Genomic DNA, 11,393 nt, shown 5'->3' with positions numbered 1-11,393 from the left:
CTGTTCAGGCGGTTTCTTCGGTGAGGACACCCAGACGGCGCATGACGTCCCGGTCGGACAGCATGAACAGGTGGGCCTCTGCGCTCAGCGCCTCGTGGCTGGCGAAATTGTGCTGCGGGATGGTGAAGCAGTCCTTCTCGTTCCACTCCAGCACCTTGTCGCCGATGCGCGAGCGCCCCGATCCGGCCACGACCACGCAGACCGTGCTGGCATTGCTGCGGCGGCGGGTGGTTTCGCGGCCCTGCTCCAGCGCCATCATGGTGCATTCCAGCAAGGCCTGGGCATTACCGCCGGTGACGGGATTGCTGTAGCGGATGGTCCGCGAGCCGTCCCCAGCAGCGGGCGTGCTGGCCAAGGCCTTCTTCGCCTCGGCATAGGGATAGCGGAAGACCGGCGAGTGGCTGGCTTCGGGCAGGCCCTCGGCGGGCAGGAAGCCGACTGCCGACAGCGCCGCGTCGGGCAGCGTTTCGGGCATGTCCATCACTGGCGGCGGCTGGAAGCGCCCGGTGCCAAGATAGCCGTGGAGCGGCACGTCGAGCGCGTCGAGCCACAGCACCGGCGCGTCGCCATCGTGGCGGTGTTCGTGCCAGCACCAGGCCGGTGTGAGGATCAGGTCGCCATATTCCATCGGACACGGCTTGCCATTGACCAGCGTCGTCGCTCCGCTGCCTTCCAGCACGAACCGCAGCGCGCCCATCGAATGGCGGTGCGGCCGCGCCGTTTCACCCGGCAGCAGGCACTGCACGCAGGCGAGCATGGTGCCGACGGTGTACTCGTCCTCGGGACGCTGGGCATAGGGCGTCAGGTATTGCAGCACCCGGCGCTCGACCACTTCGGGCGAAGTGGCGCTGAAGGCCTTTTCCAGCAAGGGCCGGGTCGTGGTCCATTCCCACAGGTGGGCTTCCTGCGGTGGAGCAGGCGGCTTGTGCGCAGTCGGGCTGAGCCACAGTGGCGCGAGGTTGTGCGCGCGCCACTGTTCCAGCACTTCGTTGTCGATCGCGTCAGACGCGGCGCCGGCCTGCTCCGCCATGGCTCAGACGATCACGCCGCGCGGAACGGGCTTGCCGAACATGAAGGCAGCCTGAGCTGCATAGACCGGCTCGTCCACGTTGCAGGCATGGCACAGCGCCACCGAAAGGTCGCGGTAGAACCGCTGGATCGGGTTCGACATGCGGGCCACGTTGCCGCCGACCGTGTCGAACACGGTGCGGGCCGCTTCGGCTGCACGGCGCACGGCGCGGACCTGGTTGCGGCGGGCCTGGTGCTGCAAGGCGCGCGGCACGGTGCCGCCAGCCATGGCAATGTCACGCGCCTGGGCCAACCCGTCGAGCAGTTGCAGGCGCGAGGCTTCGATATCGGCCATGGCCGCACCCAGCGCTGCCATCTGGTAGGGATTGTCGACCGACTTGATCCCGCCGCGGTTGACGCGCTCTGCCGCATATTCCTTGTACCGTTCGACCACGCCCTGGGCGATGCCGATGGTCGAGGCCGAAATGACGCCGGGGAACAGATAGTCGAAGGGCACTTCATAGACCTTCGAATCCGGGCGGTTGGCCTTGTGGTAATCGCGGTCGTTCAGCTTTTGCACGTTCAGCACGCGGTAGTCGGGAACAAAGATGTCCTTGGCCTCGATATCCTTCGAACCTGTGCCACGCAGGCCCATCGTGTCCCAGCTGTCATGATGGATTTCATAGTCGCTGCGCGGCATGATGAAGTGGTGCGGTTCGGTGAATTCGCCCGAGCCCGGTTCGGATTCGGCCATGCCGCCAACCACGGCCCAGTCGCAATAGTCGGTGCCGGACGAGAACGGCCAGCGACCGGTCAGGCGCCAGCCGCCTTCGACCCTGGTGGCCTTGCCCAGCATCGCATAGGGCGAGGCGGTCCAGACGTTGTGGTCCTTGCCCCAGACTTCTTCCTGCAAGCGCGGGTCGGTCTGGGCGAATTCGAACGAGTGCAGCCCGACAACCCCGCAGACCCAGGCGGCCGAGGGTGCGTTCGACGCAAGATCCATGATCAGGCGGGCGAATTCCACCGGATCGCCTTCCAGCCCGCTGTATTCCTTGGGCTGGAAGATGCGCATGATACCGCTGTCTTTCAGGATTTCGTAGGTCTTCTCGGTCAGCTTGCCCAGTTGCTCGCTCGCCTCCGCCTCGGCGGCGAGGATCGGCATGGCCGCTTCAAGCTTGGCGCGAACGTCCGCAACCGAAGACACGTCGTGCTGAGGCGCTTCGACAATTTTGGTGACCTGCATGTTGATCTCCCTTCAGGTTCTGCACCGGATTCCGGCATTTGTTTGCAATGTCCGGTGCGGGGACGCGCCGGGCGGTTAAATCAGCTTTCGATAATCATCGCCGGGGGCAGGTCGGGCCGCAGCTCCTTGTGTCCCCAGATCGAGGTGCGCGAATAGGTCTTCGGCTCCCACAGATCGTCGATCTCCACCCCGCCAAAGCCGTATTCGACGCGCAGGACAGAGGGCGAGAAGATGTAGGTCGAGACCATCCGGTCATTGGTGTGGCAGCCGATCGACTTGCTGACCGGAACGTCCAGCAGCTCGCAGCGATCGACGGCCTTGCCCACATCGTGCAGCGAGTTGACTTCGAGCATGATGTGATGCGCGCCGCGCACGCCCGGCCCCGGCGAACCGATGGCGAGCGAGTGGTGGCGGCCGTTGCAGTGATAGAAATGGAGCGCGCGGGCGCCGTCGCGGATGCAGTCCGACTGGTGAAAGCCCATGACCTCGCGGTAGAACTTGTCAGCCGCGGGCAGATCGGGAACCAGCAGGACGATGTGGCCCATGCCCTGTTCGCCGGTCCTGAACCCGCTCATCGCCCAGCCGGGCAGAAACGAGTTGGGGGTGACGTACTGTCCCCAGGAGAGTTCGTGGCGGAAACCGGCCGGATCGGTGAACCAGTAGTAACCGGCAACGCAGCGCGCGGAGGCCTCTTCCGGAGTGGCGCGCGTGATCGCAGAACCGGCGGCGGCAACCGCCTCACCCAGTTCGCGGGCTTCCTTCTCGCCGGTCAGCTGCCAGCCGATATAGCCGATGTCGTTCTTTTCACCGGGATGGACCCAGAGGCGGCAGTCCGCCTCGTCCATGCGGAAACGAGCGACGCCGCCCTCCCCTTCCTCGATCAACTGGAGGCCCAGGATCTCGGAACCGAAAGTGCGCCATTCTGCCACAGCGGGAGTCACCAACCCAAGATATGCCATGGAACGAATCATTGCGTCTGCTCTCCCTGCGGAATTAATACTCTAGAGACGTCGTTCTAGAAAAGTGAAAAATGCTGCGTGCGGAAAAATTTGCGTTCTTCCGCAGCGAAGCGCGTGAAACCTGGTTTGGCGACCGCTCTACAACGCCGGACACCGCACGCCGCTCAGGCTGAACTTGTCGAAGCCGGTTCGCGGGAACCGGAACCCATCGACAGGCTCAGCTGAGCAGGTGTTGATTACTGGGCCGCCGGGATCGGACCCTTCACCTGGGCCAGGGCCGCATCGCCCGGGAAGGCATCGTTCAGGATCTTCTGGCAGACCTCGGTCTTGTTCGAAGGATCGGCGGTTACGATGGCGCGGATGTCGGCCCAATCGACTCCTTCGGCATTCTTTCGTTCAGGCAGTTCCTTGCCGAGGCCGGTGTTGTAGTAATAGTCCCAGTACATCGCGCAGCGGTTTTCGGGCGGCAGATCGCCGCCCTTGCACGAAACGAGAGCCAGCGCAGCCGGCAGAGCCAGATAGAGTGCCTTCATCCTACTTCCCCGAAGCATTGCGGCGGTCACGCCACAGGTAAAACGCCAGGCCGATCCACGAGATCACCAGCGAGAAGATGTCATAGTACCGCAGCGGGCGGTAAACCGCGTAGCCCAGCCCGGTCGATCCGACGAAGACGGCAAGGCTCAGGATGATGCAGACGATAATGGCGGTCCGTTCACTCTTGCGCATCACTGCTCTCCCTCGACGCGGATCTGTTCGGCATAGTTGTCGCGGTAGGCGCGCTTGGCATCCCACAGCCACAGCGGCTCAAGCCGGGGCTTGATCGCGGCGCCCAGGTATCCGGCATAGGCGAGCAGCAGCACGCCGTTGAGGAACAGCTCCTGCGGGCCGGTGAACAGCTGGCGCGGCGTGGCGACCACGAATGTGTTCAGGTAGAAGATGTTCACCGAGGCCGGCATTTCCAGGATCAGGGCCAGCAGCACGAAGCGGTTGGTCAGCAACATGACGCCAAAGACGAACTCCATGTACTTGACCGCCTGATAAAGCCCGATGGCAGCATTCGCATCGGCCCATTCACCCCCGACGCCGGGGATTGCCGGCATGTAGCCGGTCAGGATGAAGCGGCCGCCCGAAAACAGCAGGTGCGCGCCAAAGAACAGGCGGAGCCAGGTAACGATGTAATAGCTTGACCGGTCGTTGGTCATGATGGGTTCTCCTCCCCAGCCCGGGCAATCAGCCCTTGGGATTGGTGGTGTTACGGGCAAAGATTTCCGGAAGCCGCGAAAGCTCGCGCAGGCTGCCGGGGCTCGACCGCAGGGACAGCATCGGCAGGTAATGACGGATATAGGCCAGGGCCACGATCACGTTGATGTAAAGGCACGACACGCCCATGTAGGTCGGGCTGAACAGCCGGTCGGTGCGCAGGTTCAGGAACACCGCATTGTAGAACACGATGGCTGAAACCGGCAGCAGCAACAGGGTCGCAGCAGGCACGAAGACGCCGAAGATCAGGCACAGGCCGCCGATGATCTCGACCGTCTTCACAAAGTCGAACAGGCCGACTTCGATCATCGTCACCAGCATCTGGTTCGACAGCGGCAGAGTGCCCAGCGGCTGCGGGAACGCAGGCGGCAGGCCATAGATCTGCGCCCAATAGCTATAGCCGCTGTTGACCATCCAGGCGCCCAGGAACAGGCGCAGCAGGGTGACCGCTGCCGTCCACAGCGTGCCCGCGTTGAGTTCGATCGTGACCTTGCCGTCAGTGCGGCTTTCGGTTGCGGTTTGGGTCATTGCATCCTCCACCGGCTTACTGGTCAAACCGGGTGACATAGCGATCGCGTCGGGCGATGCGGCCGTCCTTGATCTCGAACTGGTCGATCACGTCCTGCTGCGGCTCGCCCCGTGCGGCGGCGATGCGGTGGACCACGATCACAGTCATGCCCTGGCCGATGACCGAGCGCACCTCATGCGGGATCGGCGCGCCATCGATGCGGTCCTGCGCGGCTGCGGCATTGTCCTTGGCATCCTTGGCAAAGTAACCCTTTGCAGCCGTGCCGCCCTGCCCCTTGTCATAGGCAAGCCGCATGTAGTCGGTCACGATTTCGCGCGGCAACTTGCCCACGCCCGGCGCGGTCCAATCCCAGCGCGGATTGTTGTGCATGGTCTGATAGACCGCTGCCGTGAACAGCAGACCGATCACGATCGACAACAGCTTGAGACTGGCTCTGCTGACCGTCATTCTCTCCCCTCCTCCAGCCCTGTCCGGAACATGTCGCCGGTCATTCGTCTGGTTCTTGCGCTGAAGGACTAGCACTATGCACACTTACGAATAAACGGACATGTCCAGCCCTGCCCGAAAGCCGGACAGGTTGAGCGTGGCACAAATCCATCGCCTCCCGCCAGATTGCTGTCCGTTTACTGGACGATTTCGCCTTTGCGCTTTGCGCGGCGCGCCGCCTTGTCCAGCCTGTTTGGCTGAAGCCAGACCCGATCAGCGGGCTATTATGGAGAGGGCATCGACATGACATCGCGGGCATTCCAGTGGCAATTCGTCACGTTCTTCCGGCTCTTGTTCGCCGCACACCTGCTCTATTCGGGCGCGGCCTATATCTTCTTCGGCTGGGTGCCCTCGGCCATGTCCAACCCGAATTCGCCGGTCGGCCAGTTCATGGTCCACCTTGACCAGATCGGGCTTTACCCGCTGGTCAAATATGTCGAGTTCTTCCTGGGCTTGCTCGCCCTCACCAACCGCTTCACGCCCGCAGCGGCGGTGATGGAATTCCCGATCACGGTGATGATCGCCTACCTCAACATCGCAGTCGAAGGCGCGATTGCCCCCCGGCATTACTACACCGGCGTGCAGGAACTGCTGATCAACGGCGTGGTCCTGCTTGGTTATGGCGGCTATTACCGTTCGATGCTGAAGATGAAGAACCAGCCCGCCTGGCTGTGGGAGGAACCCGGCGCGGCGGCCACTCCTCCAGCCCCGGCGCAGGAGCGCGCCGGTGCATTGGGCGGACTGCCGATCTGGATCTTCTTCGCCCTGTTCATGGCCGCTGTCATGGCCGCATCGTGGTTCATGGGTTCGGTGGACCGCCGCCTGCCGCCGCGCGACTGGCTGCCGCCGTTGCTGGCCTTCATCGGCATGCTGGGCGCATACCGCCTGACCTATGGCCGCGCCGCGCGCGCCTGACCCTGCAAGGAACCCAAACCATGTCTGATGATCGCACCCTTGATCTCTCCCGCCGCCAGCTCGCCCTGGGCGGGCTGGCCCTGGCTGCGGCGGCCACCGCCGCGCCGGGCCTGGCCGCAGCGCGTCCGGCCCGCTTCACCCTGGCCGACCGGGCGGGGATCGAGGACCTCTTCACCCGTTACCTGTGGGCCTATGACTGCTCGGACGAGGCGGAGTTCCTGAGCCTCTTTGCACCGGATGCGCTCGTTGTCGGGCGCGGCAAGCTCTACCGTGGGCGCGAGGAAATCCTCGGCTGGTTCCGCTACCTGATCGCCATGCGCGAAAAGGAGGGCGACGATATCTGGATGCACGAGGCGGGCCAGTTCCACTTCGTGCCCCAGGGCAAGGCCTGCGTGGTCTATGCTTATGCCACGCATTTCAACGCCAACACCGAAAAGGCCACCAAGGGCGTCCGCAGCCTGGGCTATTTCACCTGCGAATGCGTCCGTTCGGCGGGCCAGTGGCAGTTCCGCCGCTTCAGCATTTCGACCTGGGACCGCAACCAGGTGCCATGGAAAAAACCGCTACCATGGGACGGCCTGGGCCAGGGTTGAAACCCCACTCAGCCCTCTTGACCCAGCAGGCGTGACAGGCGGGACACGTCGTCCAGCCTGTCGATTTCCGCCAGCACGCCGCGCAGGCGGTTGCCGTGGGCGCGGCTGAACCCGCCATATTCCAAGCAATCGTCGAACTTGTGCTGGACTTCCTCGGCGCTCATCGGCGTCTGCGGCTCTCCCTTGGCAGCGGCGACGTGACTTTCCAGGCGGCGGCCGTCTTTCGTGGTCACCACGATTGCCGCCTGCCCCGGCCCGCCTGCCGGATTGGCGAGGCTGTTATCCTGCACCGCGGTCACCCGCGCGGCCATGGCCTGAATGTCGGCGCGCTCCAGCGCTTGCGCGGTGAACTGGGCAATGCGCACCCGCCCGTCGGTAAAGGCCGCAGCGACCACCCAGGGGATGCTGAACTGGGCCTCCACCACGTTCCGGGGCCGCCGCTTGGCCTCGATCGGATTGCTGAGGAAAGGCCACTCTGCCGGACCGTTGCGGATTTCGATCCGTTCGATCTGCTCCGGGGTCAGCTGATGCCGTGCGATCAGCTGCAAGGCGGCGTCGGCCGAGGTGTGCGACCCACGGCAGGATGGCCAAGGCTTGAACGCCGTTTCCACCGCCGGATAGTCCTGCCCCAGCCCGCCCAGCAGCATGTCGCGCGAATAGATGCCCTTGTGATATTGGCTGAACCAGCCCTTCACCCCTTCCAGCACGCCGCGCGGGCCGCTCAGCCCCATCTGCGCCAGCCGCGCCGCCAGGACGCCAGCGGACGAGGCGAAGCCCGGCCCCAGCCGCTTGGTCAGGGCGGAATCGACGTGGGACTGCGCGTTGCCCGCCGCCTGATGGGCAGCGATCCCGGCGGCGCCCACCAGCTGTGCTTCGGTCAGGCCCATCAGGCGTCCGGCAACCAGCGCGGAGGAGAGATAGCCGATCAGCGTGGTATTGTGCCAGCCAATGGCAAAGCCATCGACCCCGGGTTGCCCGGCAATCGACAGGCGGCAGGCAATGTCGTTGGCCAGGGTCGTTGCCGCCAGAAACTCCTGCCCGCTGACCTTGCCGACCAGGTCCGCCGCCGCCAGCGCTGCCGGATAGACAATGGCCGAAGGGTGCAGGAAGCCGCGCCCGAAGGTATCGTCGAACTCCAGCGCGTGGACCATGACCGCGTTGATCCGCGCCGCTTCGTGCGCAGGCAGGCGCAGCTTGCTGCCCCAGACGGCGCTCTCGCCCTTCCCGCCGGTAACCGTGCCGAGTTGGCGCAGTTCGCGCACCCCGGCCTCATGCCGCGCCGCCAGCGCGATCCCTGCCGTGTCGAACAATTGCGCCCGCGTCATGCGCAGCGCCGCTTCGGGCAGGGCCTGATAAGTCGTGCCCAGCATATGCCGGACCAGCGGGACAATGGCGTCGCTCTGCCCTGCCGCAAGCCCGCGTGAAAACGGCAGGGCAAAACTGCCGCTGGCCAGGGCCGAGCCGATAAACAGGCGCCGGTTCAACATTCCGCTATTTCCCTCTCGATACAAAAAAGGTGCGACGCCCGCCGGACGCCGCACCCCCTTTGGTCAGTACCTGAACGCGTCCGATCAGAACTTGTAGGACAGTTCCACACCGAACTCGCGCGGGCGGCCCACGTCGAGCATAGTGAAGCCGAAGACGCGGTCGTGCGCCACGCCGGTCAGGCCCGGAACCGGCTTGGTGGCCGGACCGCTCGGATCGAAACCGCCGGTCAGGTAGTACTTGTTGGTCAGGTTGTTGCCGAACACTGCCAGGCTCCAGCCAGCCGCCGCGTTAAAGCTGATGCGGCCATTGAGAATGCCATAGGACGGCAGCACGACGTAGTTGGTCGGGCTGGGATAGCTGACCTGCTTGTCCTTCCAGCCCCAGTTCACGTCGAAGGCGACTTCGCCTGCTTCGTTCACCGGCACCGAGTAGCTGGCGCCCAGGGTGTAGGACCACTTCGGGCTGCGATAGAACGGAACCGCCGGAGTGACCGCAACCGCGCCGCTGGCGCCCTTGATGTCCTTGTCATAACCGGCATCGACATAGCCAAGGCTGGCCTTGAGCATCAGGTTCTCGATCGGGCTGGCCAGGAATTCGGCTTCGAAGCCCTTCACGGTGGAGTCGCCGTTGACGGTGTAGACCAGCGGCGGCGGGCCCGGGTCGGCCAGCTGGATCTGCTGATCCTTGTACTTGGTCAGGAAGGCCGTGACGTTCAGGCGCACGCGGCGGTCGAACAGGTCGCTGCGGATACCGGCTTCATAGGTCCACAGGTTTTCCGGCAGGTATTCGTTCAGGCCGCAGTTCGGCAAGATCGAGGTGTAGCAACGGGTCTGGATACCGTCGTTGAAGCCGCCACCCTTGTAGCCCTTGGCTGCCGAGATGTAGGTCATCACTTCCGGCGACCAGCGATAATCGAGGGCGAAGCGCGGCGAAACGCTCGACCACTTGCCGCTGACCGACTGGGGCGAAATGGTCGAAACCGAACCGGCGGGGCAAGCGGGCGGGGTGCCGGTGGCCGCAACGACCGTGCCATTGCTGACGCAGACCTGGCCGCGGCCTTCGCGGAACGAGGTGAAGTCCTTCTTGTCCTCGCCCCAGCGCACGCCAGCCGTGACGCTCAGCGCATCGGTGACCGCCAGGGTGCCTTGGGTAAACAGGGCAATGGCCTCGGTCTTGATGTGCTTGCTTTCAAAGCTGCCCTTGCCGGTATCGCCCTTGAAGGCGCTGTTCGCACCAGCCGAGGGGTCAAAGCGGCGGCGTTCGTTCAGCGAGTCATCCCAGTAATAGAATGCACCGGCAACCATCTTCAGCTTGTTGTCGAAGAACGAGCCGTTCAGCTGGAGTTCCTGGGTCAGGTACTCGATGTCGGTGGTGTCGTTCAGCTGGACCAGGGGCAGCGGGGTGCGGTCCCAGTCCTGGTTCTGGATCTGGGCGATGTCGCGGTAACCGGTCAGCGACTTGACGGTCAGGTTGTCGGTCAGTTCGTAAGCGATCGTGCCGGTCAGGCCATAGCTCTTGAACTTGTTCACGTCCGGCATCAGGCCGCCGTAGATCTCGTACTTGCCCACGATCTGGTCGTAGTAATAGGCAAAGTCGGTCGCCGCATTGGTATAGCCCGAACGCGAAACCGAGGCCGGGGCCGTGGCGCGCATCGAAAGCGCCGCTGCGCTGCTGCCGTAAAGCGCGGCAGGGTAAAGGTCGGTCGGCGAGAAGTCGGTCGACAGGCTGGGCTGGCCATTGTCGCTGGTGCGGATCAGGTCGGCCGAGACGTTGACGTCAAGACGATCGGTCGGCTTCCAGCTGACCTGGCCGCGCATGGTGGTGGAATCGCCGCCGCCGACATAGGTATCGTCGATGATGCGGTGAATGTAACCGTCGCGGCTCTTCTTGGCGAAGGAGAAGCGGGTGGCCAGCGTATCCGACAGCGGCACGTTCAGCATGCCCGAAATGTCGAAGCGGTCGCGCGAACCGGCCACTGCCTTGATCGAGCCTTCCAGCTTGTCCGCGGGCTGCTTGGTCACATAGCGGATCGCCCCGCCAGCCGTGTTGCGGCCGAACAGGGTGCCCTGCGGACCGCGCAGCACTTCGATCCGCTCAACGTCGAGCAGTTCGAGCAGAGCGCCGTTCGGACGGGCGAACAGGATGTCGTCAACATAGATGCCGACAGCGCCTTCCTGGGTGATGAAGCCCTGGGGCGCGCCACCGATGCCGCGGATCGCGACGTTGACGATCGCGTTGCCCTGGGCCGCCGTGCCGCCGATGGTGACGTTGGGAATGAAGGTGTCGAAGCCGCTCAGGCTGTCGGTGCCCTGGCGCTCCAGCTCCGGACCGCCGACCGCGACGATCGACAGCGGAGTGTCTTGCAGCTTGGCTTCCGAACGCTGGGCAGTCACGATGATTTCGGCAATGCCGCCGTTGTCCTGCTCTTCAGCAGCGCTGGCGTCTTCTGCGTGCGCAGCGAAACCAGTAAGACCAAGCACAAGCGCAGCGCAACTTGCACTCAATTTGGAAATATAGCGAATGTCCCGCTTCATAGTATCCTCCCCATTTTCCAAACCAGGTTTGGAAATTGACCTCAATCAATTCAAAAAATGACGCCCACCTTTATGGTGGTGACTTAGCACCGGACCGTTTTGACGGACTTCACTTCGTCAGCATTCATAAAAAGTACATGTCGAGCCTGTACTTGGCGTTGAAGGTTATGGACGCGGTCCGGGAGCGTCAACCAAACACCGGGTTCTGGAGCGTGCTTTCTGTAAACGTGTCCGTAGTAAGGACAAGCGCGATTGCCGCCATCGAGCAAGCGCGCGACCAGGCCAGGTCCGCAAAAACTGTTATGCAAGCTTAATAAAATCGGGAGAAGTCCCGGCGCTTTGATGCCCTGCGCCCAGCCAGCGCTTGTCAATCGCCGC

The 11,393-nt window shown here is 63.8% G+C and carries 13 protein-coding genes; 3 read left to right on the top strand and 10 right to left on the bottom strand.

The genetic code is table 11. From position 1 onward, the window contains the following. Positions 1 to 4 precede the first annotated feature (4 nt). From ACQKOE_RS15695 to ACQKOE_RS15660, 8 genes are all read right to left on the bottom strand, one after another. Positions 5 to 1,030, bottom strand: coding sequence for a cupin domain-containing protein (locus tag ACQKOE_RS15695; protein WP_427513651.1), 1,026 nt, complete (start codon positions 1,028 to 1,030; stop codon positions 5 to 7). A gap of 3 nt (positions 1,031 to 1,033) precedes the next feature. After that, on the bottom strand, positions 1,034 to 2,251 hold the full coding sequence (locus ACQKOE_RS15690) for an acyl-CoA dehydrogenase family protein (protein WP_427513650.1): 1,218 nt from the start codon (positions 2,249 to 2,251) through the stop codon (positions 1,034 to 1,036). An 80-nt stretch (positions 2,252 to 2,331) separates the two neighbouring features. Beyond that, entirely contained in the window at positions 2,332 to 3,210 is an 879-nt protein-coding gene (locus ACQKOE_RS15685) for a VOC family protein (RefSeq protein ID WP_427513649.1), read from the bottom strand. 236 nt (positions 3,211 to 3,446) lie between these two features. Beyond that, positions 3,447 to 3,743, bottom strand: a complete 297-nt coding sequence (locus ACQKOE_RS15680; RefSeq protein WP_427513648.1) for a hypothetical protein — start codon at positions 3,741 to 3,743, stop codon at positions 3,447 to 3,449. Between the two features lies 1 nt (position 3,744). Further along, positions 3,745 to 3,936 carry a hypothetical protein gene (locus tag ACQKOE_RS15675; RefSeq protein WP_427513647.1) on the bottom strand — a complete coding sequence of 64 codons (192 nt, stop codon included), beginning with the start codon at positions 3,934 to 3,936 and terminating at the stop codon, positions 3,745 to 3,747. Further along, a complete protein-coding gene (locus tag ACQKOE_RS15670; RefSeq protein WP_427513646.1) occupies positions 3,936 to 4,412 on the bottom strand; it encodes a hypothetical protein in 477 nt (158 codons plus the stop codon). The genes ACQKOE_RS15675 and ACQKOE_RS15670 overlap by 1 nt, the downstream gene beginning before the upstream one ends. A gap of 28 nt (positions 4,413 to 4,440) precedes the next feature. Beyond that, the gene (locus ACQKOE_RS15665) at positions 4,441 to 4,998 is read right to left on the bottom strand and encodes a hypothetical protein (RefSeq protein ID WP_427513645.1); all 558 of its coding nucleotides are present in this window, start codon (positions 4,996 to 4,998) and stop codon (positions 4,441 to 4,443) included. Between the two features lie 16 nt (positions 4,999 to 5,014). Continuing rightward, on the bottom strand, positions 5,015 to 5,446 hold the full coding sequence (locus tag ACQKOE_RS15660; protein ID WP_427513644.1) for a hypothetical protein: 432 nt from the start codon (positions 5,444 to 5,446) through the stop codon (positions 5,015 to 5,017). 282 nt (positions 5,447 to 5,728) lie between these two features. On the opposite strand from ACQKOE_RS15660, the gene ACQKOE_RS15655 reads away from it, so the two are divergent. Both ACQKOE_RS15655 and ACQKOE_RS15650 read left to right on the top strand, forming a co-directional pair. Further along, complete coding sequence (locus tag ACQKOE_RS15655) at positions 5,729 to 6,400, top strand: hypothetical protein (RefSeq protein ID WP_427513643.1); 672 nt, start codon at positions 5,729 to 5,731, stop codon at positions 6,398 to 6,400. 20 nt (positions 6,401 to 6,420) lie between these two features. Then, positions 6,421 to 6,993, top strand: coding sequence for a nuclear transport factor 2 family protein (locus tag ACQKOE_RS15650; protein ID WP_427513642.1), 573 nt, complete (start codon positions 6,421 to 6,423; stop codon positions 6,991 to 6,993). Positions 6,994 to 7,001: 8 nt separating this feature from the next. Here the strand turns inward: ACQKOE_RS15650 and ACQKOE_RS15645 are convergent, their stop codons facing one another. Beyond that, on the bottom strand, positions 7,002 to 8,480 hold the full coding sequence (locus ACQKOE_RS15645) for an MmgE/PrpD family protein (RefSeq protein WP_427513641.1): 1,479 nt from the start codon (positions 8,478 to 8,480) through the stop codon (positions 7,002 to 7,004). Positions 8,481 to 8,564: 84 nt separating this feature from the next. Beyond that, a complete protein-coding gene (locus ACQKOE_RS15640) occupies positions 8,565 to 10,961 on the bottom strand; it encodes a TonB-dependent receptor (RefSeq protein ID WP_427513640.1) in 2,397 nt (798 codons plus the stop codon). A gap of 89 nt (positions 10,962 to 11,050) precedes the next feature. Here ACQKOE_RS15640 and ACQKOE_RS15635 point away from each other — a divergent pair, with 89 nt between their 5' ends. Next, positions 11,051 to 11,329 (top strand): hypothetical protein, encoded by a 279-nt coding sequence (locus ACQKOE_RS15635; RefSeq protein WP_427513639.1) that lies wholly within the window; start codon positions 11,051 to 11,053, stop codon positions 11,327 to 11,329. The last annotated feature ends 64 nt before the right edge of the window (positions 11,330 to 11,393 follow it).

It is taken from the genome of Novosphingobium sp. NPDC080210 (genome assembly GCF_050281025.1).
In the GTDB taxonomy this organism is placed as follows: Bacteria; Pseudomonadota; Alphaproteobacteria; order Sphingomonadales; family Sphingomonadaceae; genus Novosphingobium.
Note: the sequence above shows the minus strand (reverse complement) of the source record. Positions and strands in the feature narration are given on the sequence as shown.